Source organism: uncultured Treponema sp. (assembly GCF_945873775.1).
Classification (GTDB): domain Bacteria; phylum Spirochaetota; class Spirochaetia; order Treponematales; family Treponemataceae; genus Treponema_D.
The window spans coordinates 19,833-42,891 of record NZ_CAMCEC010000020.1; the positions used below are offsets into that span (position 1 = coordinate 19,833).

The following is a 23,059-nucleotide window of genomic DNA, read 5'->3' on the forward strand; positions in this document are numbered from 1 at the left end:
AGAGATTCCCCGATCAGGTCGGGGAATGACAAAGTCCTATGTCATTGTCAGACTTGATCCGACAATCTTTCCGGGCGTTTACAGCTCAATCTCGCAGTCGTCCTCGACCTTTTTGCACGCCTTGAGGACCGCCTTCATCACTTTCTTGTCGTCCTGTCCGTCGCCGAATTCCACGGTCATTTTCTGAAGCATGAAATTCACGCTGGAATCCTTCACGCCTTCAACAGTCTTTGCCGCGTCCTCCATTTTAAGGGCACAGCTCGCGCAGTCAACTTCAATCTTATAAGTCTTTTTCATAATGTCCTCCAAAAAATCCGGTTATGTTTATTCCTTCGATTAAGCGGTTGTTTAATCTTTATGTTCAAGATATAATCCGGGGCGGATATTTGCAAGAGCGGCGGAAGATTTATTTCCTTTTCGGAAAAACAAATTTCCGTTTGGGACGCTGAATTGGAGGCTGAAAATGAAGCTGGTTCACGGGCACAACGACTATTTCAATCTGGACTTGCTGAAGGAGATTCTTTCGGACGGAAACGCCGTTAGGGAGACTGCGGAATGTTTTGCGGTTTTTGCCGATGAGGTGCGCGTGCGGATTTTCATGCTGCTGTGCCACACCAAGCAGTGCGTCCTGAACATCGCAGACTTTATGGAGATGACCGCGCCTGCCGTCTCTCATCATCTGAAAATCCTGAAAGATGCGGAGCTGATTGAAAGCTGGCGGGACGGAAAGGAGGTTTTTTATTCGGCGTCGGATTCGGAAAAGAGCCGCACGATGCACGGAATAATCGAAAAGCTGATGCAGACCAGCTGCCCGGACTTTGAGACAAAGCACGAGAAAATCAACGAGAAGTCGGAATTTCAGGACAGGCAGATTGAGACGGTGAAAAAAATCCACGACTTTATGTGCGAGCATATTTCGGAGCGGTTCACGATTGAGGATCTCGCGCGCAGATTCGGCATGAACACTACGACGCTCAAGACGGTTTTCAAGGATGTTTACGGAACGTCGCTTGCCTCGCACATCAAGGAGCACCGCATGGAAAAAGCTGCCGAGCTTCTCGCCAAGACAGACCTTTCGATAAGCGAAGTTTCCGCGCGGGTCGGCTATGAGAGCCAGGGCAAATTCAGCGCGACCTTCAAGGAATTCTACAACATGATTCCGAGCGAGTATAAAAAGGAGAAGCGGTGAGGGGAAATTTCTTCAGTCAAGCTGTGTCTGCCAGTTTTTATTTTCGTAAGCGGCAAAGCACATTTTTATCTGCTCAAGATTATTTTTTTCTTCCGCAAGATTCAGACTGGAAATTTCTTCAAGTGAAAAGTAACGGCTTTCTGTAGTTTCGATATTTGCTGTGAACTTTCCGTCTTTTTTTATTGAGCAGAGAATGAAGATTTTGCAGATTTTCCAGGCGTAGACCGGCTTGTTGTGTTTTTCCCTGTCCTGAACCGCAATAACTTTTTCCGCGCTCGCTTCGATTCCGGCTTCCTCAAAAACTTCCTTTTCCGTATTTTCTTTTACTGAGCAGTCAACATCGCACCAGCCGCCGGGAAGAGACCAAGTTCCGTTATTTTCCTTTACGAGCAGAATTTTTCCGCCTTTGAAAACAGCAGCCCGCGTGTCAATTTTTGGAGTTTGGTAGCCGGTTTCATTGCAGAAAAGTTCCGTCACTTTTTCGAGCGGAATTTCTGTTTTATGCGCAATAATTTCCGCAGCGATTTTTCTGATTTCCTCGTAGCGTTCCCGGTCGAACTTGTCTTTTCCGTAAGCCAGTCCGGCCTGCGCAATGCTCTGGAGTTTCACCGCCCAGTCAAGCCAAATATTTTCCCCGCTCATTTTTCCTCCCTGTTTCTTACCATATCCTCATCACTGATAACTTTGTTTCTGTAGGTGATGTCGGTGCGTTTTGCAAAGCCGTGTTTTTCCCAGAAGGCGTTGCCGCTTTCGTTGTCGGAAAAGACGAGCAGGGCGACCTTTGCGATTCCCTGTTTTTTCAGCGCGTCCGTTGCGGCTTGGAGCAGGGCGGTTGCGATTCCGCGTCTTCTGAATTGTGGAAGAACCGCCGTGTGGTAAATGTAGCCGCGCCTGCCGTCGTGCCCCGCGATGAGCGTTCCGGCGAAAATTCCGTCTGCTTCAGCAACAAAGCACGTCTTTGGATTTCTGCGCAGAAAACGGACAATGCCTTCCTTTGTGTCGTCAATGCTGTTCAAGCCCATGCCCGGAATGTTCCGCCAAAACTCAAGGCATTTTTTCCAGTCGCGCTTTTTCATAACTCTGATTTTCATTTACTCCGCCTTGCACATCAGCTTGAGCCGCTGTGATTCATCGTAGTCAAAGCCTAATTTTTCGTAGAACGGAATTTTGCCCGGCTCAGCGCAGAGTTCCACGAAAATGTTTGTTCCGCTCACGCCGTTTTTTCTGACGAAGTTCAAAAGCTCGTCTATCAGAAGCCTGCCGATTCCCATCTTCTGATATTCGGGGCGAACGACAACGTCCTTGATGAAATAGTCCAGCCCCAAGTCGCCGAGCATCCTCGCCATGCCAACGATTTTTCCGCCGTCAAAAACTGAAATGCGGAACAGAGTGTTTTTCATCGCAAGCTCCGTTTGTTCCGGCGAAGGTCCTGCGCCCCAGACCGTTTCCCAAAGCTCGATGAACTGGTATGCCGTAAGCTCGTTGTATTTTATTGTAAGATTTTCTGTTGATTTTGATTTCATTTCTTATTTCCCTTGTCGTTGTCATTTTTATTTCTGGTCAAGTAGAACGTGCCTAGGCAAAAATTTGCAGTGCCCAAGCAAAGCCAGACTACGCTGCTAGAAAAACCGCTTTTAAGCATTCTTATTATAAAAATGATGAAAAATCCCACTGCAACCAAATAGTATAAAATTGAAAGTTTTTTGTTCATTTCTTTCTCCCATAAGAATTTTGACGCTATCTTAGGCAAAGTTTTTATTCCTTTCTCCCATAAAAAGTTTTTTTTCAGTATATTTCATTGCGACGGATTTTGACAAGCTAACATTGTTATTTTTTCGTTTTAAATTTACCCGAAAATCAAATTTTCTGCTATACTCGGCGCATGAAATTTGCCGCGCTTTTTGTAATTGTGTTTTTTTATTCGGTTTATCTTGGAAAAATGCTCGCCCAGCGTAAAAAGGGAATCCGCACCGACCAGATTGCAGTGGGAAAGAAAAAAGCCCCGCTTTTCTGGACGGAACTTCTGATGAAGATTGCGACATATTCCGTTGTTGCCGCCGAAGTTATAAGCGTTTTTGCCGTGCGTCCGGTTCTGCCGCTTCCTGTTCAAGTTGCCGGAGTTGTGATTGGATTTTTGGGAGACGCAGTTTTTCTGTGCGCAGTCATTACTATGAAGGACAGCTGGAGAGCCGGAATTCCCGAAAATGACCGCACAAAAATGGTTACAGGCGGAATCTACAGCGTAAGCCGGAATCCTGCGTTCCTGGCGTTTGATCTTGCTTACCTTGGCGTTCTGCTGGTTCTTTTCAACATTCCGCTTCTTGCGTTTTCAGTTTTTTCCGCAGTCATGCTTCACCTGCAGATTCTTCAGGAAGAAAAGTTTCTGCCCACAGTCTTTGGCGATGAATACAGGAACTACAAGAACCACGTCCGCCGCTATCTTGGAAAACGGAAATAAAAAGGATTTTTAAAAAAAACTCAAATGTCATTCATTTACTTGCTTCTGCTGTCATTCCCTTGCTTGACAAGGGAATCTTTGTTCACTACAGAAGATTATCCAGTCAAGCTGGATAATAACAGAGGAAATCGGATTTTGTCCGGCAATGACAAATTGCTATACTGACAATGGAAACAAAAAAGGCCGCCCGATTGGACAGCCTGTCTTTTAGCAATTATAAAATGTTATTTTTTTAACCTTACTGTTTTATGTATTCATCGCAGTCAAGGTCAAAAATGAATTTGTACTCTGTGCCTGTTTCCATGTTGTAGGGTGCTGATGACATTTCGCTAGGAAGCTTTGAGAATTTAACCATGATATATCCATTTGCTTCATTCAATTTGTCATCACCATTCAATTCTTTCAAAGTTTTTTTTGCCTTTGCTTTTACTGTGTATGAACCTGCAATATTATTGCCAGAGAAAGTTTCTTCTGCATCTAGTTCGATTTTCCAGTCAGTTTTTGTGGCTTCATTCAGTTCTATTTTTTCACTATCAAATTTTACTCTAAGTGTAGTTTCTTCCTCATAATTAAAATTAGAGCTCTTTACATCTTCATCATCATCAAAGTAGTTGCCCAAAAGAATGTTTCCATCATCCTTTACGAAATAGCACATAGAAATATTTTCTGCAAACATATCTTCATCGCCGAAAAATTCCTTTGCCTCGTCAACAGTGCATTCTTCAACTTTTGCAAAATACTTGTACACATCATTCATTGAAGTCATTTTTACGCCATCGCTAGTCCAAGAAACAATTTTCATATAAAGAAGTCCGGTATTTGCATTGTAAGTGTAGTTGTATACCGTTATGTCTGTTTCTGCTGATTTGCCAGTTTTCTGTTCAACTTTTGTTTCTGTAACAGTGTCGTCTTTAAATGCATAAGTAATTGTCTTTGTCTTATCGTCATCTGCCTTTGAATATTGATAAGAGTTTCCGGCAAGAACATTTTTTCCTACAGAAGATGGCAAACCGTTTGAGCTGCTGTCATCATCATCTGAATCACTGCCGTTAGAGCATGACGCGAATACGAACGCAAATGCAAGAAGCATAAGCGCTGTGCAAATTTTTTTAAAAGCTTTCATAAAAAGCCTCCTTGTAAATAATAAAATATGAGGCATTTTACATCGGGGGGGGGAGTGTCAAGTGGTTATATAAAAAAAGCGGAAATTTCTTTTCTTGACATGATTTTGCTATCAGTTATATAATTCCTAATTAAATTAGTTTTTAAAGGAAAGAGAAGATGAACAAGGAATGGTCAGAACTCAACAAGAAAATGCAGATTCAGCTGAAAAAAGAAGCGACTTTTGCGGACGGAATTAAAACGCTTTTTGAGCTGCGCAACGAACTCATGCAGGTTGCGGACGGATTTTTCCGCGATTTGAGTAGCGAGGAGTTCTGCGCGATTCCTTTTTTGAATGCGGAAGGTTATCATTCAAAAACTGTCGCATATTCGCTCTGGCACATTTTCAGGATTGAAGACATCGTGGCGAACACGCTGATTTCAGGCGGCGAGCAGATTTTCTTCCGCTCAAACTACAAGGAACGCACAAAAAGCCCGATTATCACGACCGGAAACGAGCTTGTAAAACAGCAGATTGCAGATTTTTCACGCCAGCTGAACCTTGCCGAACTTCAAAACTACATTCACGAAGTCAAAACCCAGACAGAAAAAATTCTTTCCGCCCTTTCCTATTCCGACCTGAAGAAAAAAGTTTCCGCCGAACGCAGAAAAGAACTTGAATCGCTGAACGTTGTCAGCACGGATGAAAACGCCATCTGGCTGATTGACTACTGGTGCTGCAAAGATTTCCGCGGACTTATTCAAATGCCGTTTTCGCGCCACTGGATAATGCACATCGAGGCAGCTCTGAGGATTGCAGGAAAAGTAAGGAAGTAAAAAATATTTTTCCCTTGACAAATACTTCTGACAAACGTTAGTATAGACTTATGATTCGGACTTTTGCGGACGGGGAAACGGAGCTGATATTCAGCGGAACAAAAAGCAGAAAGCTTCCGCCGGAAATTCAGAATGCCGCACGAAGAAAACTCAGAATGATTTACGCCGCAAAAACCATTGACGACCTGCGGATTCCGCCCGGAAACCGGCTTGAAAAACTTTCCGGAAATCTGGACGGATATTTTTCAGTCAGAATAAACGGCCAGTGGCGGATAGTTTTTAGATTTGAAGATGGAGGTGCCGAAGATGTCGGAATACAGGACTATCACAGATGACAAGCTGCCGAACATTCATCCCGGTGAAGTTTTGAAGGAAGAATTCCTTGAACCGATGAATATCACGGCGTACCGGATCGCGAAAGAAACCGACATTCCGCAGACAAGAATCTCAGAGATAATCCACGGGAAGCGTTCAATTACAGCCGACACTGCAATCAGGTTTTCAAAATTCTTTGGAACGACAGCGGAATTCTGGCTGAATCTTCAGAATCTCTACGACCTTGAGGAAGAGGAAAGCAAGCACAAGGCTGAATTTGCGGCAATCAAAATGTACGCTTACGTTTAGGATATGAAACTGATTCTTCTTATCACGGCAATTTCACTATTCTCATACTTTTTGACCACAACGATTGTTGACGTAGCGCTGATGGGGCGGCTTGATTTTTGTTTCAGCACAAAAACAAAGGCAAAGGAATTCCTTATTACAAAGCCGAACCGGATTGACTTTCAGGACGGATTCAAATGCTCAGGATTTTCCTCCGCGTTCGTAATGCGGCACTGGAATATTCAGGCGGACGGAAATTCAGTCTACGAAAAAATGCCGAATAAAATGAGCGGCGGCTACGTTTACCCGAAAGGGATTTTCAACTTCCTTTGTAGAAACGGATTCAAAGTAAAATACTGCCGCGGAAACCTGAACGCGCTCAAAAATGCTGTCGCAGGCGGAAACCCGGTAATCGTGATGATAAAAATCCGCTCGGACAAAAACTGGCTTCATTACGTTCCTGTTGTCGGCTACGACGAGCAGAATGTTTTCATCGCCGAATCGCTCGCTGAGCTTTCAAACTGCAACGAACCGCATTATAATAGAAGAATCCCGAAAAAAGAATTCAAGAAGCTCTGGAACACCGCAATGCCCAAAATGCCGCTGTACGCGAACACGTTTTTTACGGTGGAAAGATGAAGAGGTGTGTAATATAATTAATAAGAAGAAAAAGGGTTTCCAATAAGTTTAAATCCTAGAGGTCATTGAGCCTGTCGAAATGACAAGCCGATACGCATGGTAGTTTCGACAAAATCAGCCACCGAGATTTCAACTTCTAAGACATCCCCTGAAAACTAAAGGACTTTCCGATTATGCCGAAAAAAAAATCGCCTTATGAGCTTGATTTTGAAGAATATATCCGCAACTCAGAGCCTGCAAAAAAGGAAAAAACTTATGCCTGGGCTACGGCAATCGGCTTGCAGCAGGTGGATGGACTTACGCCGTCAAAATATCTTTTTGAAACCGCAAAGCGGAATATCGACGGTGAAATTTCGGTTGCAGAGGCGACCTCAATAATCGACAGCTATTATGAGTCGAAAGTTAACCGTTCAAGCGGTGACGACGGGCGGACAGAAGAAGCCGACAAAGTTTCATCAAGAATCGCGCAGATTTTAAGCGAAAAATCGTTTAACTTTTCTCCGTCATACTTGATTGCACTTCACGGCAGACTTTTTGACGGAATCTTCAAGTTTGCGGGAAAAATCCGGGACTATGACATCTCAAAAAAGGAATGGGTCCTGGACGGCGATTCCGTAATGTACGGAGCCGCATTTGAACTGAAAGCCGCGCTTGACTACGATTTTGAGCAGGAAAGACATTTCAGCTATAAAAATCTTACTCTGGAAGAAATCGTAAAGCACATAACTTTTTTTGTCTCGCGGCTCTGGCAGATTCACGCCTTTGGAGAAGGCAACACAAGGACAACTGCGGTTTTCACGATAAAATATCTTCGCTCGCTCGGATTCGATGCGGACAACGAACTTTTTGCGGAAAATTCCTGGTATTTCCGGAACGCCCTTGTCCGCGCAAACTACAACAATCTTCAAAAAGGAATCCATGAAAATTCGGAATTCCTTGAAAAATTCTTCCGGAATCTTTTACTGAAAGAACACAACGAACTGAAAAACAGATTCCTCCACATCAGGGCAAAAGATTTCCTGGAAATCAAAGAAAAAAATGTCACAGTAAACTACGGAAAAGTCACAGCAAATAATAAAAACATCACTCAAAATGTCACAGAAAACGACAAAAATATCACTGTAAAAGATGAAACTGTCACTCGAAACACTAAAAAAGCTACTGTAAATAACAAAAATATCACACGAAATGTCACTGTAAACAATAAAAATGTCACACAAAAAGATAAAAACGTCACTGTAAATCATGGAAAAATCACTGTAAATGATAAGAATGTCACCCTAAATATCACTGTAAAACTCACACAAACACAGAAAAAAATCCTGAACATGATAAAAGAAAATTCTTGCATAACACAAAATGAAATCGCATCAAAACTGAACATCGCACGCGAAACCGTGAACCGGAACATGAAAAAACTTCAGCAGGAAAAAATCATTCAGCGGCTCGGTGCGGACAAAAACGGCAGCTGGAAGATTTTGCAGTAAAATAGCAATTCAAAAATGCCGCTGTACGAGAGTGTGAACATAGTCTTTGAGGTGGAAAAATAGAGGCATGCGTAATACAATCAAAAAGGAAAAATTTTTATGAAAAATGGTACTGTAAAGCAAATTCAAGAATACACTAAATCTAATTATGGATTTATAGCAAAAAGTTGTTGGATTGCAGATGTTAAAGAAAAATGTGGGATTCTTGTAAAACCAGCATGGAATCGTAAAGATCCAAATGAAAGAAAAAATCCTTGCCCCACTGATAAAATTGAAAAAGTAAAAACGGCACTGAAATTTTACAACCTGATTTAATCAAAAATCAATCTTAAATATAAGACGTTATCACTCCCTAAAGTCCCCTTTCTTGACAAAACTAATCACGTTAGATATATATTAACTAACCATTTTAGTTTTACAAGGATTCACATGGAAATCAGATACGAAAAACTTAATCACGAAAATTTTGGCGGACATTCACTCGATGAATTCAGGCGGCATCAGACAATCACAGAATGTTGGAGGAACGTTGACGGCGAGCTAAAACTTGTTCCGAACAATTTTACGGAAAACTGGCCGGTTGAAAAATGCCGTGAGGTTGCCGCAGGAATTTCTTGCAGGCTGGAAAAAGATTTGTCGGCATTCGGGGCGTTCTGCAAAAACCGCATTGTGGGATTCGTTACGGTCGAGCACAAGATTTTCGGCAATTCTGCAAAGTACGTGAACCTTGAGCAGTTTCAGGTTTCAGAAGATTTCCGCGGTCGGGGAATCGGTCGCAAGTTGTTCGCCCTAGCCTGTTCGGAAGCGAAAAATCTTGGCGCGCAAAAACTCTACATTTCCGCCCATTCGTCAAAGGAAAGCCAGACGGCGTACAAGGCTTTGGGCTGCATTCCGGCTGTGGAAATCAACGAAAAAATGGTGGCGGAAGAACCATTCGACATCCAGATGGAATTTGTGCTGGAACAGACAAAAAGTGCTGATTTGTAAATTTCAGAATGGAAAAAACAGCTGGTGAGATTCAAAAAGAGCAGATTGCAGAAATTGAGAGGGAAGGCGACAAAACTTTTGAACAGCGAGACTTTGGTCGGCAACGTGGATTTTGTGGAAGACCGGGCGATTCAACAAAGCATTTGGAACGACTCGGACAAGTGGTTTTTCAGCAAGAAAATCGATGACCCGAAATTCCGCCTGCTAAAATTCCACACGATTGAAGCGACTTTCAGGATTGAAGGAAAGTTCAGGACGTGCAAGTATAAGTGATGGGGAATCTAGCGATTTGCAGAGAATGAACATATACTGTCCGGATGCAGCATATAGAATGCTATAAGCATGGTTCTTTAAAACCGCTGCCTATTGACAGCCGACAGGCAGAACTATTGACTGTCAATAAGCCTGCCTTTCGCCTCCCGAAAGGGAGGCTTGTCATCTGCTGACAGGCGTATCAGCAATCCCAATACAATTCTACTTTCTTTCCAGCTCCTCCTTTTCCAGCGCGCGGATTGAGCGGCTTGTTCTGAAGATTATGCAGACGGCGACTCCGGCGAACGCAATCACAAAGAAGAGCAGCGCCGCCCCGGAGCCTTTTCCTGTTCCGAAGACGCGCTCAAGGAATGTGCCTGCCGCGAATCTTGCCATGAACGGCTCGAACACTTTGTCCACAAGAAATCCGCCCAGGAAATATCCCGCCGGAATCGTGAAGAACTGGAACGTGTTCCGCACCGAATAGACCCGCCCCTGAATCCCGTCCGGCACGCGAAGGCGCATGATTGCGTCAAGGTTCGTGCTCATCAGCGGAATCAGGATGTAGCCCAAAAATCCGCCGACGCACCACACAACCGGCGAGCGTCCCAGAGCGAGCATGATGTTTTCCGTTCCCATCGAGATGAACAGGCACACAAAGATTGTGCGCACGCGGTTCTTCGGAGCCGGAACTGCCGACGCAAGAACGCTTCCGATCAGCATGGAAATTCCGATTACCGAATTCACAAGCCCCAGCGCCTTCTGTCCGCCGATTCCCTTTGAAAGAACCATCGCAGGAAGAGCCGCGCTGTAAATCGAAGCAATCAGGTTGATTGACGAGAGGAACATTATCATGCAAAGAAGTCCGCGCTCGTTTTTAAGGAACGAGATTCCGTCCTTCACCGAATCCATGAACTTTGCTTTTTCAGCCTGATTTTCCAAAGATGACCGCGCGTTTCCGTTTTCCGGATTTCCGCCCGGCTCAGGAATTTTTATGGCGAGCGCAAGGACAAGGAACGCCGCGGAAAAAGTCGCAAGGTCAAAGGCGACCACTGCCGTCATCCCGAAAAGCCCCACAACCGCAGTCGCAAGAATCGGCACGAAAATCGAATTGAGGGCGTTGGAAAAGTAGCGCAGGCCGCCCACACGCTGATAGTGTTTCTTCGGCAGAATCCGCGAGACAGCAACCTCCGAAGCCGGAGACTGGACCGTGTTCATCAGGCCGCCGACAGCGTTTATCAGGTAAAGGTGCCAGATTTCAAGAAGCCCGTTTTTAAGCAGGACGAACATCACCACCGTTGAGACCGCCGCCACCGAATCGCAGACGAGCATAGTGGCTTTCTTGTTCCACCTGTCGCTGAGCGCGCCGGCAAAAATGCTGAGAATCACATAAGGCGTGTAGGTTGAGACCATCAGAAGGGCTGTCATGAGCGCGGAACCTTTCTGCGTGTACGACCAGATGACAAGCGAGTATGAAGTCATCGCGCTTCCGAATGAAGAGAAGGACTGTGTAATCCACAAAAGCAGGAACGTCCTCATTTCCCGCAGTGTTTTCATAAAATTTTTCATAAGACTTTGCTCCATTTGATTTCATTTTTCTGATGAAACGCAAAGTCCAAGAGCAGAAACTACTCCGTACAAACTGCCCTAAAAGACTTTGCACGGAGACATTGCAATACAAAGAATCACGGTCTACCTCCTGAAAAAAATTTGTCATTATCCAGCTTGACTGGATAATCCGTTTGAAAATTTGCGACGCAAACTTGCCGCCTATTGTAGACAGCCGGCGGAACTTTGGCAAGGGGGAGAATGACATGAATTCTATCTTTACAACTTTGTAAATAACGATTTATAATACAATCATGACGGTTTTCAGCAGTGATGATACATGCGAATGGGACAGTGAAAAAAATCTCATCAACATAAAAAAGCATCACTTAAGCTTTGAGACGGCTTCCAGAGTTTTTCTTGACCCGCTGTTTCTTGAGATTGCCGATGAGGAACACTCAGAGACAGAGCAAAGGTATCAGGGCTTCGGAAACATAAACGGAATCGCCGTAGTCACAGTGTTTTATACGGAACGGTGTTCAGACGGAAAGGAACGGCACCGCTTGATTTCAGCAAGAGGGCTTGACCCGCAGGAAAAGAAAGCGTATGACGAATTTATCAAATCTTACACAGGAACAAATTGACGAGCTGAAAAATCTCGGAAATGTCCCTGTTGACTATTCTGACATTCCAAAGACAACGGATTTTTCAAAAGCTAAATTCAAATATTACAAGATTGAGCCTATAAAACAGACAGTCACAATGAGGCTTGACGCAGATTTAGTTGCAGTCTTAAAAAGTTTCGGGAAAGGCTATCAGTCAAAGACAAACGAAATCCTTCGTTCCGTCGTGATGGAGCACAAAATGCCTGTGCTGGATTTTACTGATTAAAAAAATCCGCCGGGGGGGGCGGACTTGCGGAAGAATCTATATTAACCGTAAACGGGGCGATTTTCATCAAGTAATTTTTGCAAAAGTGGATTATTAGCCTTTGCCTTTACATCCAATTTTGAAAGGGAATCGGATGGAAGAGTTCCATTACGTCCAGCTTCCTCCCAAGCCCTGTTTGTTGATGCAGATGAACCGTTATCATACTCAGAGTAAGCATAACCACCGGTAAAATCAGATTTTTCAACACCTGTTGGAAGATATACTTTTCCAACATTTTGAGATTTAGTTGAAACTTTACTTAATACATCTTTGCTAAGAGAAGAAAGATCAACAACACGACCCAAAAACTTACCTTCATCGCCAACTCCTTTTACAACAATTTTTGCACTTGGCGCACTAATATACTTAGGACCAACACCAGCAAAGTCTATGAGGCCGCATCCAGAAGTTGTAGTAAAGTTCAAACCAGAAACATTTCCAGAAAAACGAACATTTGTTGGAATAAAAGTAGCATCTTTATCAGATGTCATATTTCCAGATATATTAACATTTTTTATCTCATTCGTTAATTTTTCAGCCATTAAAAGAGCGGTATTGATGTCAAGATTATAAGCTCTGTTAAAAGTACCATCTTCTTTATACATAAATTCTCCATTCAAAGCATCCTTGGCGTCAAAAGGAGCATCAAGCGCATTCAATGATACCTTGCCGCTATTACCAGTCTTATAGTAATTTTCAAAAATCTTGTCTATACCAGTACCATAATAATTCCAATTAGATCCCAAGAAACCTATCAAAAATTCAAGTGTAGGCAACTTTGAAGCTTCCGTTAATTTTTTCATCAAGGAATTTTCTGATAACCCTTCCATTGTTTCTGCATATAAATTTCCTGTTAATGTTGTTGAAGCAATATTATCAGCCTCTATTGTAGCATTTGAATTTTCAAGGATTATACCACCCTTATATGCTTCGGTCATACTGTGACTGTTACCGAAGGTAACCTTTACATTATCAACATTTTTGCCAAATTTAAAAGCCTGTTGAATAACTTTATCATTATCACCTTTGTAATATATTGGTTTTGTAATAAATTCAACATCACCAATTTTTATTGTTTCGGTCAAATTTTCATCAGTAATTATTGATGTAGAAGAAGTCAAACCCTTCTTTGATGCATATTCACTTCTGCTTTCAATCTCATTGGTTGTATCAGCAAATGATTTGTTTGAAAAATCAAGTGTGTAATTTACATCAGTTTCTGTAAAAGACAAGTTTTCGCCAAGTATTTTCTTTGCAAGCACAAGTTTTGCGGCGTCTACAGTTCCGTCTGTCGCCTTAAAGATATATGTTTTTGCCGGATTGAGTTTGCTCATGTCGGTGCTGCTGTCGATTTCAGTTGTGCTTTCCGGATTATCGGGAGTGTCGGGGCTTGGGCTCGTCAGGCTCTGTGTTTCCTGAATCTTCTCCGTTGTTCCCACCTGTACTGTCATCGTCATCCGGATTTTCCGGTGCGTCCGGGTCGTCGGGATTTTCCCAGCTGCCGTTGTTTCCGGTGTCGCTTCCGCTGTCGTAGCCGGATGAATTTCCGCCTGAAGTTGAGTCCATGCAGCACGGAAAAAGCAGAATAAGCGCAGAGAGCGCGGCGGTGAGTTTTGCGGTGTTCTTTTTGCTGGTTGCCTGTGGTTTCATGATTTTCTCCTGTGAATAAGTTGATGATGGGTTGTTGTCTTATAGAGTTATTTTTGTTTACTATAAAGTAATTTAATTACTCTATCAAGTAATTGTTATTCTGTATAGAGAATCGTATCATGCTCTAAAGAATAATATCATTTTTGCATGACAAATGAGGAAATTCACAGATATGTAATCGAAAAGATAAGGCATGCGCGCATTTCAAAGGGACTTTCGCAGCTGGAAGTGTGCACGCGCGGAAATTTCTCGCAGAGCTTTTACACGCACGTGGAGTCCGGCAGAAACCAGCCGTCGCTCATGACAATCATCAGAATCGCCGAGGTCCTTGAGACGAATCCGCGTGAATTTTTCCCCGAGTCAGAAATAAAGTCAAAGTCAGAAATCAAAAAAGAAATCGCCGCGCTGCTTGAGGCGCTGTAAATCCGTTCAATTATGTTTTGCCAGAATCCATTTCCAGGCGGGAAGAATTTTAATTTGCGTTCCTTTGTATTCGGCGGTTTCCTCCGCATCCTTTGAAATCACAAGGCAGTTTTTCAGTTCGTAGCGTCTGTCCAATGAGTGCAGGGCGGAAAATTCGCGTTTTCTTGTCTCGTCATCGGAAAGGCTGTAGCAGACCTGAATGGCGGTTTTTTCTTCCGGCAGAACAAAGTCAACCTCGCAGTCGGCGGAGCGGTAAAAGTAGAATTCGGTCTCATTCCTCAAAAGCGTTACCGCCACAAGATTTTCCAGAAGTGAAGTGTTCGGGTCGGTCAGAAAAAGGTTCAGAATTCCGTTGTCCGTTATGTAGTATTTTTTGACGGATTCACGTTCCGAAAGCTTTGCTGAAAGATTTTCCGCATGAAAGACAAGCCACGCTTCTTCCGCATAGTTCAGATATTCCGCGACCGTTTCCGCCTTGACCTTTGTTCCGCACGATGAGACGATGTTCGCAAGCCTTGTGTACGATGAGGGCTGCTTTACGCTTTCCGCGATTTTTTTTATCAGAAGCTTGACTGCCATCTCGTTCCTGATTTTATAGCGCGAAATCAAATCGCCGAAATAGATTTTGTTGTAAAGGTTGCTGAGCCAAAGCCGCTTTTCCGCTCCCTGCGCATAGTGAAGCTCAGGAAGTCCGCCGTTGTAAAAATACGTCTCGAATTCGCGCACGATTTCATTTTTGCTGCGGATAAGAGAAACCGGATCCGTTGTGATTCCGTTCAGGGAAAGATGCTCCGCGAACGAAAACGGAAAAACGTTCTGAACAAGAAATCTTCCGCCAAGAACAGTCGCCATTTCCTTGGAAAGCATTTTGGCGTTGCTTCCGGTGATGAAAACCGAATATTTGTTGTCCGCCAGCCGCCGCGCGAATTTTTCCCAGCCCACGACATTCTGAATCTCGTCAAGAAAAACAAAAGGCTTGTGGCTGAACATCTCGCCGTAGCACTGCAGAAGCAGGTCAAGGTCGGCAAGTTCAATTCCGTCAAGGCGGTCGTCCTCAAAGTTGAAGTAAAGAATTTCCTCTATCTTATGACCGTCTGCCAGCAGGTCATGAATGCACTGAAACAGATAAAATGACTTGCCGGCGCGCCGTATTCCCACAAAAATATAGTTGAAGTTCGGCTGGATTTTTATGCTGCGTCGAACCAGACGGACAGACTGCGCGAACCTCTGATTTTCGAGAATTACTTCCTTAACTTTGTCCTTATTTATGCTCATACGGTAATTATATTGTTCAAAAAAGGAAAAATCAAGAATAATCCACTTTATAAGGGGATAAATTTTCTATATTTAACACTGTATAGGGTGAAAAATCACTAAAAACAGGCAGAAAGAGATAAATTTGTAAAGAATTCCGATTGATAACCCATGCGCCCAAAAGAAGGAAAAATCCTTTACTCCAAAACTTTGAGAAACACGGCGCAACTTTCAACTTCGGTGAATTGAAAACATCACGGAACATGCTATAATCAGCCATGCATTTTGTAGAATCAAAAGGAATTCTTTCGGCGCGCAATGGAATGAACATTTATCGAGGCTGCACGCACGGCTGCATTTACTGTGATTCCAGAAGCCGCTGTTATCAGATGAACCATGATTTTGAGGACATCGAGGTAAAGCGGAACGCGCCGGAACTTTTGGAGCAAAAACTTTCCTCAAAACGGAAAAAGTGCATGATTGGGACTGGCTCGATGTGCGACCCTTATATGCACTGCGAGGCGGAACTTGGTCTTATGCGTCGTTGTCTTGAAGTAATCAGCAGGTACGGATTCGGAGTTGCGGTTCAGACAAAAAGCAGTCTGATTCTGCGCGACATCAACATAATAGAAGAAATCAACGCAAAATCAAAAGCTGTTGTCCAGATGACGCTTACGACTGCGGATAAAAATCTTTGCCGAGTCATTGAGCCTGCGGTCTGCACCACGGATGAGCGTGCAAAAGTTCTTGCCGAATGCAGAAAGCGCAAAATTCCGACCGTTGTGTGGCTTTCGCCGTTTCTTCCGTTTATAAACGACAACGAGCAGAATATCCGCCGCCTTTTGGAAATCTGCGTTCAGGAAAAAGTGCGCGGAATAATCTGCTTTGAAATCGGACTTACACTGCGCGAAGGAAACCGCGAATATTTTTACAGCAAACTCGATCAGCACTTTCCAGGTCTTAAAGAAAAATATATCCGCACCTACGGATCTTCTTACGAAGTTACAAGCCCAGAAAACGACCGGCTGATGAGGCTTCTTGTAAGCGAATGTCAGAAAGCCGGAATCGAGTGGCGGCCGGAAAAAGTGTTTGAGTACCTTAACACGTTCCCCGAAGAAAAACAAAACGCCGCGCAGGGAATGTTTGAATTTTAGGATTCACTTTTCGTATTCCGCGCCGTGGTCGTAGCTTCCTACAAGCGGACTGTTGAGCACGCGGAATTTTCTTTTTGTTTCCCAGATGTCGCAAAGCTTTTCAAAATTTTTGTCCGGGTCTAAAAGCAGTTCTGCAAGCCCGTCAAGTTCGCAAAGTTCTTCTTCGCTTAAAGAATCAAGCCTTCCGTCCATGAATTCAGGCAGAAATGTAAATGTAAGCTCGTTGTTCATAAGCGCGTGGAAATCGTAAACCAGATAACGGGCTAGGGCAGGAATTCCGCAAGTTCCTTTTCCGTCCGCGTACAAAAATTTCTTTCCGTCTTGTTTTCCGCTCCTTGCTGAAATCCAGCTTTCCGCCGCCCAGTCAAATTTTTCGTGAGGAATATCGTACTGGCGAATTTCCATTCCGGCTTCCTCGTAAAATCCGTCAGCGTCAAATGTAATCCATCTGTTTTCCTTTTCGCAAAAATACTGATTTATCCAGTGGTCCATGCTGATTCCGTTTTTGAAATACGGAGCAAATCCCGCCCGGCTTCTTGCAGGAATTCCTTTTGCCTTTAAAATCGCGCTCATAAGAACTGAAACGTAGCGGCAGGTTACAACAATTTTGTTTTCCACGGCTCTGTCTTTTGTGAATCCGCGCTCGTCAAGCCTGAAAAGTTCCGCTGTCATTGCGGCTGCGGTTACAAGCAGATCATCGTGGCATCTAGGAGCGAACCAAGGATAGCGGTTCATGTCTCCGTATAAAAGTGTGGCGTTGAAATTTGTGTTGCCTTCTTTCAGCGTAACACGGTGAATAACCTGGGAGCAAACAAGCCGTCCGAGCTGTGCGATGTCGTCCGGCAGCGAGCGGAAATATTGCGCGTACAATCCTGAATAAGTGAACGCTCCGGTTTTTCTGTAATGCTCCAAAATTTTTTCTTCCATAAAAATCCTCCACGCTCATGTTACTAGAACCGAAAAATATCTTCTTGACAATTTTTGCGCATTTCTGTTCTTCCGCTGATTGAATTGCGAACGCAAAGTTTATAAAATTGCCTTATGATTTTGAATATTTTGGCTGTTGCAGCAGGCGGTGCGGCGGGAAGCGTTTTGCGTTATCTTTTTACGCTGATTCCGGTGAAGAGCGTTTTTCCGTTTCAGACTTTTGTTGTGAATATGCTTGGCTGCTTTGCGATTGGCGTTGTTACGGCGCTGGCTTCTCTGGCGGCGCAGAAAGTTTCTTTTAGGTTCAGTCCGCTTGTTGTGCTTTTTCTTAAGACTGGCGTTTGCGGCGGATTCACGACTTTTTCTACATTTGCGTTGGAAAGCGCGAATTTTGTTTCGGGGAAGAACTTTTTTATGGCGGCAGTTTACGCTTTTTCAAGCTTGATTTTGGGAATTCTGTGCGTGATTGCTGGGCAAAACTGCATCCGTTAGGTAAATGAATTTTAAAATGTGGCAGGGGATTTAATCCCGGTTTTTGTGAAGCGGAACGAAGTGAAGTGGAGCAAAAAGCCACCCGAATTTAAAAAATCTGAAGATTCGACACTTTTTTTCTTTTCTGCTATGATTTTGGTATGAAAAGCGATTATCTTACTTCAAAGCCGGCGTTTTATGCGCTTTTTGTTTTTTCTGTTCCGATTATAATTGGCAATTTGTTTCAGCAGCTTTACACGATGGTCGATTCGGCGGTTGTGGGGCGGTTTGTGGGCGAACAGGCTCTGGCGGCGGTCGGGGCGTCGTATTCGCTTACGGTTGTTTTTATTTGCGTGGCGATTGGCGGCGGCGTTGGTTCTTCGGTGATTGTGAGCAAGTATTTTGGCGCGCGTAATTTTTCTGCGATGAAGACTGCGGTGAGCACTGCGTTTTTGACGTTTTTGGGAATCAGCGTTTTTCTTGGCGCGGTGGGAATTGTCATAAACCGGCCGCTTCTTGTGCTTTTGAAGACTCCTTCTGACGCGCTGGACATGGCACTTGTTTATCTGCGGATTTACTTTTTAGGTTTGCCGTTTTTGTTCATGTACAATGTGATTTCTTCGATGTTCAATGCGCTGGGAAAGTCACGGATTCCGCTTGTTTTTCTGATTTTTTCTTCTGTTCTGAATGTGGCGCTGGATTTTGTTTTTGTTGCGGTGCTTAAAACTGGAGTTGCCGGAGCTGCCTGGGCCACGCTGATTGCGCAGGGGCTTTCGTGCGTTTTGTCGTTTGCGGTTTTTATGAGCACGCTTGGAAAATTCAAGGATTCAGGTTGTGTGGCGGCGACTGGAGAAGTTGCCGGTGGTGTGAGTTGCGGCAGAAAGTTCCGTTTTTTTGACGGACGCGAGCTTGCTTCAATGGCGAAAATTGCGATTCCTTCTATATTACAGCAGTCCACTGTTTCAATCGGGATGATGCTGGTTCAGTCTGTTGTCAACAGTTTTGGCTCGGAAGCTCTTGCCGGATATTCTGCGTTCAGCCGGATTGCCTCGATTGCGATTGTTCCGATGGCGGCAATAAACAACTCGATGTCTTCGTACACGGCGCAAAATGTCGGGGCTGGAAAACCGGAGCGCGTTGTAAAAGGCTACCATGCGGCGAATCTTATGGTCGCTTTTTTTGCGGTAACGCTCTGCGTGTGCATTGAGATTTTTTACCGTCCGCTGATTTCTCTTTTTATCGGTGCGGGCGGAAGCGAAACTGCGTTGCGGACTGGTCAGGCGGCTTTGCGTTTTGAAGGATTTTTTTACTGCTGGATAGGATTTAAAATGGCCTGCGACGGACTTTTGCGCGGCGCGGGCGACATGAAAGTTTTTACGCTGGCAAATCTAATCAATCTTTCAATCCGCGTGGTTGTTTCGGTCGTATGCGCTCCACGGTTCGGAATTGAATGGGTCTGGTATTCCGTTCCGATGGGCTGGTTTATGAACTTCGTGATTTCATTCTCGGAATACAAGACGGGGAAGTGGAGAAGGGGGGAATGGAACTAAAGTGATTTTCTGTGGCGTGCATTTGTGGTTGATTCAAATACTGACTGGAACAAAATAAAATGAGTTTTGTCATGAAGATGTCTAGTAAGTTTTAAATGACATTGCTGGATTTGAAAACTGACATTGCCGATTAAAAAAAAATGTCATTGACAGGTAAAAAAAGTGTCATCTTCGGGCTTGACCCGAAGATCTGTTGCAACAGATTACCCGGTTATGCCGGGCAATGACAATATGAATGAGAACTTCTGATGTTTAAGTTCTACTGGATGCTTTTGTAATAATCAAGAATGGACTTCAGATTTTCTTCCCGCACATTTTCTCCGCCGTGAAGCATAATTTCAAGCATTTCATTTTCCCTATGTGTGCGTTCTGCTTTTGCTCCGAGCTGCTTTGTAACCATTTTGACCATCATGTTCATCATAATGCGGTAGAGTCCATGCAGTTTTTTCACGTTGAAATTTCCCTGCAATGTAAAAAGCGGAATCTCAGCTGGAACGCAAGTTTTTCCGCGGATTTCTTCTGTGCGTGTTCCAGTCTTTTCCATTCCGACTGCGCAAATGGCACGGATTTTGTATTTTTTTGCAGCCGCCTTGCAGCCCTTTACTTGAGCCGCCATTATCCAGCCAAGATAAATAATTTCACTTCCTGCCTCAACTTTTGACTTTGCCTCTTCCATTGAAAAAGCCTGAAGTCCAGTTTTTTCCGCGAGCATTTTTGCGTACTGCGCCGTGCTTCCTGTGTTTGTTGTGTAGATGATTGCTTTCATTTTTTTTCTCCGAATTTATTTTGATTGTTTTTTAGTGCGCTCTTTTTCGAGACGTTCTATAAAATTTTCTATATGATTTTCAAGCTGAATAAAAACTGATTTTTTTGCGTCCTCTTCTGCGCCATCGTAAATGCTGTAAAGAATAAAAATCGGTCCGTAGAATTCAAGCGCAAGCTGTCTTGCCGCCACATCCGAATCTGTCATCTTTTTAAAAATCTCTGTCATGTACTCAATCGGTCCTGTCGCAAGATAAGTCTGATGAAGTTCTGACATTTTCTTGCTGCGGAACTGTTCCAGCGTAAGCATTTTTCTAAACTGGGATGGAAATTTTTCTTCCGTCCAATGCTTGAACTGTGCAATGCTGTACTCGCGGATTTTTTCAGCTGAAATATGATTGTATGCTTCTGCGAATTCTTTTTGCTCGTTTTCTGGCATCTCGTATTTTTTTGCGCGTTCCAAGTCAAGCTCTGCCATGCGTTCAATAATCCGCTCAAGAATTTGCTGTTTGCTTTCGTAATGCTTGTAAAGCGCGCCCTTTGTGATTTTTAGCTGAGACGCAATATCGCTCATGGAGGTTCCTAAAAATCCAATTTGGGAAAAAAGTTCAAGTGCGGCTTCCATAATTTGCTCTTTTGTTTCGCAGGACATTTTTATATTACCTCCCTTTTAAAATTTAATTAAGTAACCGTTCGTTTATTTATAATTGTATAATAGTTATCAATCGGTTACTTTGTCAAGAGGAATGAAATACTTTATTTAAAGAAACTATTGCCCGCATTTTTTGAGTTCGATATAATTTCTTGAATTAGGGAAAAACTATGAGCAAAATCATTGTGAGAAAATATACAGAAAAAGACATTGCTGCGATGTGCGGAATATGGAATGAGGTTGTAGAGGAAGGAGTCGCCTTTCCGCAGGAAGAATATTTAACTGAAAAAACAGGTGCGGAATTCTTTGCATCTCAAACTTACTGCGCTGTCGCCGAAGAAACTGAAAGCGGAAAAATAGTTGGTCTTTACATTCTGCACCCGAACAACGTCGGCCGCTGCTCGCACATTGCAAACGCAAGCTACGCCGTAAGCTCCGGTTGCCGCGGTCTTCACATTGGGGAACTTCTTGTAAAAGACTGCCTTTCTCAAGCCCGGCTCGCAGGTTTTAGAATTCTGCAGTTCAATGCGGTTGTGGCAACAAATATCCACGCGCGGCATTTGTACGAAAGGCTCGGATTTATCCAACTTGGCACAATCAAAGGCGGTTTCAGAATGAAAGACGGACATTTTGAGGACATCTGCCCATATTACCGCGAAGTGTGAATTTTACAAAAGGCTTTCGGAAAAAATAATCAGGCTGGAAGAAAAAACGTTCTATTTTTTAAATAAATCAGCGTGAGTTCCTGTGCGTGAAAGCTCAAGAATCAGCACGTCATTTTTTATCTGATAAATTAAAAGCCAGTCCGGTTTTATGTGACATTCCCGGTGATTTTTCCAGTTTCCTTCAAGCTCGTGGTCATGGTATTTTTCGTCGAGGGGGAGCCCGTTTGCGAGAGAGAAAACAACTTTTTGTAATTCTTCAATTTTGTAATGGCGCTTTTTCGCAAGTTTTATGTCTTTCTTATATTGCGAAGTCCACTTGATTTGATATTTCGGCTCTACCATTTTTTCATCTCCTCAACAAATTCATTAAATGGATATCCCTTCACATTCGGGTCGTTCGCAATTCTGTCACCCTCCTTCATGGCTTTGATTGTCTTGCGATTCGGGCGGTCAACGGCGATGTCGAACGGAATGCGTCCTTCGCGGAGAACTTGTTTTGTAAATACATTGTAAAGTCCAGAAACTGTCATTCCAACCTGTTCGCAGAATGAAGAAATATCTCTTTTGTCTTGATCGTCGAGTGTAATTGTTAAGTTTGCCATAATATCCTCCAAAAACAGTTGTTTACACTTGAATATATGTGAATTTTATGTGTTTTTCAAGTGTGAATTACAGTTTTTCTTCAACGTTCAGTTTTGAGTAAATATATGTGTCCTTCCAGATTGGGTTTCCGTTTTTGTCTTTGCGGAAATAAATGTTCTTGTGAAGATGGCCTTCGCGGACAAATCCGAGCCGTTCAAGAAGTTTCCATGAGGTGCAATTCTGCGGATCGCAGTTTGCTTCGATTCTGTGCGTGCCGTTTGAAAACGCATTTTCGCACATTGCGCTGCAGGCTTCAAAAGCATAGCCGTTTCCCCAGAATTTTCTGTTCAGAACATAACCAAGTTCCAGAGTTTCACATTCGCGCTTTCCAAGAAAAACGTTTCCTATCATTTTTCCGGAACTTTTCAGCTCAACTGCAAAAATTTCGTCGGAAGAAATCCGCCATTCAAGGTTTTTCTTTGTCTCATCAAGGTTAAGAACGGTGTACGGTTCAAAGCGCACGACTTCCTCGTCGGAAAGGTATTCGTATAAATCGTTCAAATCTTTTTCTTCGTATTTGCGGATAATCAGTCGGCCGGTTGTGATTATTGTTTTTTCCATATAAGCCCCAAGAAGTTTTTGCTTATAGTAAACTAATTGCAATGAAAATTCTCTATTCGTTTGCTAAAATTATGTGATTTTTATTGAAAATAAATGTTTTTGCAGATAATTACTATGATTTTTATTAACAATAAATATTATTACAGATAATTATTACGATTTTTATTAAGAACAAGTATTTTTATAGACAATCACAATGATTTTAGTTAATAATAAATGTTATTGTAAATAATCTTATAAATTTTAACTTATAATAAATGTTTTGATAGTGTACAATAAAGTTCGCAATTTGGGGTAGAAAAAAGCCATTGAAAATT

Annotated in this window: 32 protein-coding genes; 17 read left to right on the forward strand and 15 right to left on the reverse strand. The window is 43.2% G+C overall.

All coding sequences use genetic code 11. From position 1 onward, the window contains the following. Window positions 1–78 precede the first annotated feature (78 nt). A complete protein-coding gene (locus tag Q0N70_RS09530) occupies window positions 79–297 on the reverse strand; it encodes a cation transporter (RefSeq protein ID WP_294016127.1) in 219 nt (72 codons plus the stop codon). Between the two features lie 166 nt (window positions 298–463). On the opposite strand from Q0N70_RS09530, the gene Q0N70_RS09535 reads away from it, so the two are divergent. Continuing rightward, entirely contained in the window at window positions 464–1,189 is a 726-nt protein-coding gene (locus Q0N70_RS09535; RefSeq protein ID WP_294016129.1) for a metalloregulator ArsR/SmtB family transcription factor, read from the forward strand. A gap of 12 nt (window positions 1,190–1,201) precedes the next feature. On the opposite strand, the gene Q0N70_RS09540 is transcribed toward Q0N70_RS09535, so the two are convergent. Genes Q0N70_RS09540 through Q0N70_RS09550 form a run of 3 tightly spaced genes read right to left on the reverse strand, consistent with a single transcriptional unit; the run spans window position 1,202 to window position 2,712 of the window. Next, complete coding sequence (locus Q0N70_RS09540) at window positions 1,202–1,831, reverse strand: NUDIX hydrolase N-terminal domain-containing protein (protein WP_294016132.1); 630 nt, start codon at window positions 1,829–1,831, stop codon at window positions 1,202–1,204. Further along, window positions 1,828–2,280, reverse strand: a complete 453-nt coding sequence (locus Q0N70_RS09545) for a GNAT family N-acetyltransferase (protein WP_294016134.1) — start codon at window positions 2,278–2,280, stop codon at window positions 1,828–1,830. Before Q0N70_RS09545 ends, Q0N70_RS09540 begins: the two co-directional genes overlap by 4 nt. Beyond that, window positions 2,281–2,712: a GNAT family N-acetyltransferase gene (locus Q0N70_RS09550; protein ID WP_294016136.1), complete on the reverse strand. Its 432-nt coding sequence runs from the start codon at window positions 2,710–2,712 to the stop codon at window positions 2,281–2,283. Window positions 2,713–3,071: 359 nt separating this feature from the next. On the opposite strand from Q0N70_RS09550, the gene Q0N70_RS09555 reads away from it, so the two are divergent. Beyond that, window positions 3,072–3,647: an isoprenylcysteine carboxylmethyltransferase family protein gene (locus Q0N70_RS09555; RefSeq protein WP_294016138.1), complete on the forward strand. Its 576-nt coding sequence runs from the start codon at window positions 3,072–3,074 to the stop codon at window positions 3,645–3,647. 238 nt (window positions 3,648–3,885) lie between these two features. On the opposite strand, the gene Q0N70_RS09560 is transcribed toward Q0N70_RS09555, so the two are convergent. After that, a complete protein-coding gene (locus tag Q0N70_RS09560; RefSeq protein WP_294016140.1) occupies window positions 3,886–4,770 on the reverse strand; it encodes a hypothetical protein in 885 nt (294 codons plus the stop codon). A 158-nt stretch (window positions 4,771–4,928) separates the two neighbouring features. On the opposite strand from Q0N70_RS09560, the gene Q0N70_RS09565 reads away from it, so the two are divergent. The 8 genes from Q0N70_RS09565 (at window position 4,929) to Q0N70_RS09600 (ending at window position 9,574) form a co-directional block, all read left to right on the forward strand. Continuing rightward, window positions 4,929–5,585 carry a hypothetical protein gene (locus Q0N70_RS09565; protein WP_294016142.1) on the forward strand — a complete coding sequence of 219 codons (657 nt, stop codon included), beginning with the start codon at window positions 4,929–4,931 and terminating at the stop codon, window positions 5,583–5,585. A 50-nt stretch (window positions 5,586–5,635) separates the two neighbouring features. Further along, entirely contained in the window at window positions 5,636–5,920 is a 285-nt protein-coding gene (locus tag Q0N70_RS09570; RefSeq protein WP_294016144.1) for a type II toxin-antitoxin system RelE/ParE family toxin, read from the forward strand. Beyond that, window positions 5,892–6,209 (forward strand): HigA family addiction module antitoxin, encoded by a 318-nt coding sequence (locus Q0N70_RS09575; RefSeq protein WP_294016146.1) that lies wholly within the window; start codon window positions 5,892–5,894, stop codon window positions 6,207–6,209. The genes Q0N70_RS09570 and Q0N70_RS09575 overlap by 29 nt, the downstream gene beginning before the upstream one ends. Before the next feature lie 3 nt (window positions 6,210–6,212). After that, window positions 6,213–6,827, forward strand: coding sequence for a C39 family peptidase (locus Q0N70_RS09580; RefSeq protein WP_294016148.1), 615 nt, complete (start codon window positions 6,213–6,215; stop codon window positions 6,825–6,827). A 173-nt stretch (window positions 6,828–7,000) separates the two neighbouring features. Further along, window positions 7,001–8,314 carry a winged helix-turn-helix transcriptional regulator gene (locus tag Q0N70_RS09585; RefSeq protein WP_294016150.1) on the forward strand — a complete coding sequence of 438 codons (1,314 nt, stop codon included), beginning with the start codon at window positions 7,001–7,003 and terminating at the stop codon, window positions 8,312–8,314. A 99-nt stretch (window positions 8,315–8,413) separates the two neighbouring features. Further along, window positions 8,414–8,629 (forward strand): hypothetical protein, encoded by a 216-nt coding sequence (locus Q0N70_RS09590; protein ID WP_294016153.1) that lies wholly within the window; start codon window positions 8,414–8,416, stop codon window positions 8,627–8,629. Between the two features lie 114 nt (window positions 8,630–8,743). Then, entirely contained in the window at window positions 8,744–9,301 is a 558-nt protein-coding gene (locus Q0N70_RS09595; RefSeq protein ID WP_294016155.1) for a GNAT family N-acetyltransferase, read from the forward strand. Between the two features lie 45 nt (window positions 9,302–9,346). After that, the gene (locus Q0N70_RS09600) at window positions 9,347–9,574 is read left to right on the forward strand and encodes a pyridoxamine 5'-phosphate oxidase family protein (protein ID WP_294016157.1); all 228 of its coding nucleotides are present in this window, start codon (window positions 9,347–9,349) and stop codon (window positions 9,572–9,574) included. A 201-nt stretch (window positions 9,575–9,775) separates the two neighbouring features. Here the strand turns inward: Q0N70_RS09600 and Q0N70_RS09605 are convergent, their stop codons facing one another. Then, window positions 9,776–11,122 carry an MFS transporter gene (locus Q0N70_RS09605; RefSeq protein WP_294016159.1) on the reverse strand — a complete coding sequence of 449 codons (1,347 nt, stop codon included), beginning with the start codon at window positions 11,120–11,122 and terminating at the stop codon, window positions 9,776–9,778. Between the two features lie 293 nt (window positions 11,123–11,415). Between Q0N70_RS09605 and Q0N70_RS09610 the strand changes: the two genes are divergently transcribed. Together Q0N70_RS09610 and Q0N70_RS09615 are read left to right on the forward strand one after the other, a co-directional pair. Then, a complete protein-coding gene (locus Q0N70_RS09610; RefSeq protein WP_294016162.1) occupies window positions 11,416–11,745 on the forward strand; it encodes a BrnT family toxin in 330 nt (109 codons plus the stop codon). Beyond that, entirely contained in the window at window positions 11,708–11,992 is a 285-nt protein-coding gene (locus Q0N70_RS09615) for a BrnA antitoxin family protein (protein WP_294016165.1), read from the forward strand. Before Q0N70_RS09610 ends, Q0N70_RS09615 begins: the two co-directional genes overlap by 38 nt. 41 nt (window positions 11,993–12,033) lie before the next feature. Here the strand turns inward: Q0N70_RS09615 and Q0N70_RS09620 are convergent, their stop codons facing one another. Both Q0N70_RS09620 and Q0N70_RS09625 read right to left on the reverse strand, forming a co-directional pair. Continuing rightward, window positions 12,034–13,365: a hypothetical protein gene (locus Q0N70_RS09620; RefSeq protein WP_294016168.1), complete on the reverse strand. Its 1,332-nt coding sequence runs from the start codon at window positions 13,363–13,365 to the stop codon at window positions 12,034–12,036. A gap of 37 nt (window positions 13,366–13,402) precedes the next feature. Continuing rightward, entirely contained in the window at window positions 13,403–13,681 is a 279-nt protein-coding gene (locus tag Q0N70_RS09625; protein ID WP_294016171.1) for a hypothetical protein, read from the reverse strand. A gap of 147 nt (window positions 13,682–13,828) precedes the next feature. On the opposite strand from Q0N70_RS09625, the gene Q0N70_RS09630 reads away from it, so the two are divergent. Further along, entirely contained in the window at window positions 13,829–14,104 is a 276-nt protein-coding gene (locus Q0N70_RS09630; protein ID WP_294016173.1) for a helix-turn-helix transcriptional regulator, read from the forward strand. A gap of 6 nt (window positions 14,105–14,110) precedes the next feature. Here Q0N70_RS09630 and Q0N70_RS09635 read toward each other — a convergent pair whose 3' ends face one another. Continuing rightward, window positions 14,111–15,379, reverse strand: a complete 1,269-nt coding sequence (locus Q0N70_RS09635) for an ATP-binding protein (protein WP_294016176.1) — start codon at window positions 15,377–15,379, stop codon at window positions 14,111–14,113. A gap of 257 nt (window positions 15,380–15,636) precedes the next feature. Here Q0N70_RS09635 and Q0N70_RS09640 point away from each other — a divergent pair, with 257 nt between their 5' ends. Then, the gene (locus Q0N70_RS09640; protein WP_294016178.1) at window positions 15,637–16,512 is read left to right on the forward strand and encodes a radical SAM protein; all 876 of its coding nucleotides are present in this window, start codon (window positions 15,637–15,639) and stop codon (window positions 16,510–16,512) included. A 3-nt stretch (window positions 16,513–16,515) separates the two neighbouring features. On the opposite strand, the gene Q0N70_RS09645 is transcribed toward Q0N70_RS09640, so the two are convergent. Further along, window positions 16,516–17,439, reverse strand: coding sequence for a transglutaminase domain-containing protein (locus Q0N70_RS09645; protein ID WP_294016180.1), 924 nt, complete (start codon window positions 17,437–17,439; stop codon window positions 16,516–16,518). A 114-nt stretch (window positions 17,440–17,553) separates the two neighbouring features. On the opposite strand from Q0N70_RS09645, the gene Q0N70_RS09650 reads away from it, so the two are divergent. Beyond that, window positions 17,554–17,931 carry a CrcB family protein gene (locus tag Q0N70_RS09650; protein ID WP_294016182.1) on the forward strand — a complete coding sequence of 126 codons (378 nt, stop codon included), beginning with the start codon at window positions 17,554–17,556 and terminating at the stop codon, window positions 17,929–17,931. Window positions 17,932–18,071: 140 nt separating this feature from the next. Then, entirely contained in the window at window positions 18,072–19,460 is a 1,389-nt protein-coding gene (locus Q0N70_RS09655; RefSeq protein ID WP_294016184.1) for an MATE family efflux transporter, read from the forward strand. A 259-nt stretch (window positions 19,461–19,719) separates the two neighbouring features. On the opposite strand, the gene Q0N70_RS09660 is transcribed toward Q0N70_RS09655, so the two are convergent. Together Q0N70_RS09660 and Q0N70_RS09665 are read right to left on the reverse strand one after the other, a co-directional pair. Then, complete coding sequence (locus Q0N70_RS09660; protein ID WP_294016186.1) at window positions 19,720–20,226, reverse strand: flavodoxin domain-containing protein; 507 nt, start codon at window positions 20,224–20,226, stop codon at window positions 19,720–19,722. Between the two features lie 15 nt (window positions 20,227–20,241). Continuing rightward, the gene (locus Q0N70_RS09665) at window positions 20,242–20,874 is read right to left on the reverse strand and encodes a TetR/AcrR family transcriptional regulator (protein WP_294016188.1); all 633 of its coding nucleotides are present in this window, start codon (window positions 20,872–20,874) and stop codon (window positions 20,242–20,244) included. A 170-nt stretch (window positions 20,875–21,044) separates the two neighbouring features. On the opposite strand from Q0N70_RS09665, the gene Q0N70_RS09670 reads away from it, so the two are divergent. Continuing rightward, window positions 21,045–21,539 (forward strand): GNAT family N-acetyltransferase, encoded by a 495-nt coding sequence (locus Q0N70_RS09670; RefSeq protein WP_294016190.1) that lies wholly within the window; start codon window positions 21,045–21,047, stop codon window positions 21,537–21,539. Between the two features lie 51 nt (window positions 21,540–21,590). Here Q0N70_RS09670 and Q0N70_RS09675 read toward each other — a convergent pair whose 3' ends face one another. The 3 genes from Q0N70_RS09675 to Q0N70_RS09685 form a co-directional block, all read right to left on the reverse strand. After that, entirely contained in the window at window positions 21,591–21,881 is a 291-nt protein-coding gene (locus Q0N70_RS09675) for a type II toxin-antitoxin system YafQ family toxin (protein ID WP_294016192.1), read from the reverse strand. After that, window positions 21,875–22,141, reverse strand: coding sequence for a type II toxin-antitoxin system RelB/DinJ family antitoxin (locus Q0N70_RS09680; RefSeq protein WP_294016194.1), 267 nt, complete (start codon window positions 22,139–22,141; stop codon window positions 21,875–21,877). The genes Q0N70_RS09675 and Q0N70_RS09680 overlap by 7 nt, the downstream gene beginning before the upstream one ends. Before the next feature lie 67 nt (window positions 22,142–22,208). After that, entirely contained in the window at window positions 22,209–22,742 is a 534-nt protein-coding gene (locus tag Q0N70_RS09685) for a GNAT family N-acetyltransferase (RefSeq protein WP_294016196.1), read from the reverse strand. Window positions 22,743–23,059: the final 317 nt, after the last annotated feature.

What these genes read in the sequence shown, in the direction of transcription:
- Q0N70_RS09555 (WP_294016138.1), top strand. Translation starts at nt 3,072, where the DNA reads ATGAAATTTGCCGCGCTTTTTGTAATTGTGTTTTTTTATTCGGTTTAT.
- Q0N70_RS09620 (WP_294016168.1), bottom strand. Translation starts at nt 13,365, where the DNA reads ATGAGCAAACTCAATCCGGCAAAAACATATATCTTTAAGGCGACAGAC.
- Q0N70_RS09560 (WP_294016140.1), bottom strand. Translation starts at nt 4,770, where the DNA reads ATGAAAGCTTTTAAAAAAATTTGCACAGCGCTTATGCTTCTTGCATTT.
- Q0N70_RS09580 (WP_294016148.1), top strand. Translation starts at nt 6,213, where the DNA reads ATGAAACTGATTCTTCTTATCACGGCAATTTCACTATTCTCATACTTT.
- Q0N70_RS09645 (WP_294016180.1), bottom strand. Translation starts at nt 17,439, where the DNA reads ATGGAAGAAAAAATTTTGGAGCATTACAGAAAAACCGGAGCGTTCACT.
- Q0N70_RS09550 (WP_294016136.1), bottom strand. Translation starts at nt 2,712, where the DNA reads ATGAAATCAAAATCAACAGAAAATCTTACAATAAAATACAACGAGCTT.
- Q0N70_RS09570 (WP_294016144.1), top strand. Translation starts at nt 5,636, where the DNA reads ATGATTCGGACTTTTGCGGACGGGGAAACGGAGCTGATATTCAGCGGA.
- Q0N70_RS09615 (WP_294016165.1), top strand. Translation starts at nt 11,708, where the DNA reads ATGACGAATTTATCAAATCTTACACAGGAACAAATTGACGAGCTGAAA.
- Q0N70_RS09680 (WP_294016194.1), bottom strand. Translation starts at nt 22,141, where the DNA reads ATGGCAAACTTAACAATTACACTCGACGATCAAGACAAAAGAGATATT.
- Q0N70_RS09585 (WP_294016150.1), top strand. Translation starts at nt 7,001, where the DNA reads ATGCCGAAAAAAAAATCGCCTTATGAGCTTGATTTTGAAGAATATATC.
- Q0N70_RS09660 (WP_294016186.1), bottom strand. Translation starts at nt 20,226, where the DNA reads ATGAAAGCAATCATCTACACAACAAACACAGGAAGCACGGCGCAGTAC.
- Q0N70_RS09685 (WP_294016196.1), bottom strand. Translation starts at nt 22,742, where the DNA reads ATGGAAAAAACAATAATCACAACCGGCCGACTGATTATCCGCAAATAC.
- Q0N70_RS09535 (WP_294016129.1), top strand. Translation starts at nt 464, where the DNA reads ATGAAGCTGGTTCACGGGCACAACGACTATTTCAATCTGGACTTGCTG.
- Q0N70_RS09530 (WP_294016127.1), bottom strand. Translation starts at nt 297, where the DNA reads ATGAAAAAGACTTATAAGATTGAAGTTGACTGCGCGAGCTGTGCCCTT.
- Q0N70_RS09590 (WP_294016153.1), top strand. Translation starts at nt 8,414, where the DNA reads ATGAAAAATGGTACTGTAAAGCAAATTCAAGAATACACTAAATCTAAT.
- Q0N70_RS09635 (WP_294016176.1), bottom strand. Translation starts at nt 15,379, where the DNA reads ATGAGCATAAATAAGGACAAAGTTAAGGAAGTAATTCTCGAAAATCAG.
- Q0N70_RS09595 (WP_294016155.1), top strand. Translation starts at nt 8,744, where the DNA reads ATGGAAATCAGATACGAAAAACTTAATCACGAAAATTTTGGCGGACAT.
- Q0N70_RS09625 (WP_294016171.1), bottom strand. Translation starts at nt 13,681, where the DNA reads ATGAAACCACAGGCAACCAGCAAAAAGAACACCGCAAAACTCACCGCC.
- Q0N70_RS09675 (WP_294016192.1), bottom strand. Translation starts at nt 21,881, where the DNA reads ATGGTAGAGCCGAAATATCAAATCAAGTGGACTTCGCAATATAAGAAA.
- Q0N70_RS09610 (WP_294016162.1), top strand. Translation starts at nt 11,416, where the DNA reads ATGACGGTTTTCAGCAGTGATGATACATGCGAATGGGACAGTGAAAAA.
- Q0N70_RS09540 (WP_294016132.1), bottom strand. Translation starts at nt 1,831, where the DNA reads ATGAGCGGGGAAAATATTTGGCTTGACTGGGCGGTGAAACTCCAGAGC.
- Q0N70_RS09650 (WP_294016182.1), top strand. Translation starts at nt 17,554, where the DNA reads ATGATTTTGAATATTTTGGCTGTTGCAGCAGGCGGTGCGGCGGGAAGC.
- Q0N70_RS09640 (WP_294016178.1), top strand. Translation starts at nt 15,637, where the DNA reads ATGCATTTTGTAGAATCAAAAGGAATTCTTTCGGCGCGCAATGGAATG.
- Q0N70_RS09670 (WP_294016190.1), top strand. Translation starts at nt 21,045, where the DNA reads ATGAGCAAAATCATTGTGAGAAAATATACAGAAAAAGACATTGCTGCG.
- Q0N70_RS09655 (WP_294016184.1), top strand. Translation starts at nt 18,072, where the DNA reads ATGAAAAGCGATTATCTTACTTCAAAGCCGGCGTTTTATGCGCTTTTT.
- Q0N70_RS09565 (WP_294016142.1), top strand. Translation starts at nt 4,929, where the DNA reads ATGAACAAGGAATGGTCAGAACTCAACAAGAAAATGCAGATTCAGCTG.
- Q0N70_RS09545 (WP_294016134.1), bottom strand. Translation starts at nt 2,280, where the DNA reads ATGAAAATCAGAGTTATGAAAAAGCGCGACTGGAAAAAATGCCTTGAG.
- Q0N70_RS09605 (WP_294016159.1), bottom strand. Translation starts at nt 11,122, where the DNA reads ATGAAAAATTTTATGAAAACACTGCGGGAAATGAGGACGTTCCTGCTT.
- Q0N70_RS09630 (WP_294016173.1), top strand. Translation starts at nt 13,829, where the DNA reads ATGACAAATGAGGAAATTCACAGATATGTAATCGAAAAGATAAGGCAT.
- Q0N70_RS09575 (WP_294016146.1), top strand. Translation starts at nt 5,892, where the DNA reads ATGTCGGAATACAGGACTATCACAGATGACAAGCTGCCGAACATTCAT.
- Q0N70_RS09665 (WP_294016188.1), bottom strand. Translation starts at nt 20,874, where the DNA reads ATGTCCTGCGAAACAAAAGAGCAAATTATGGAAGCCGCACTTGAACTT.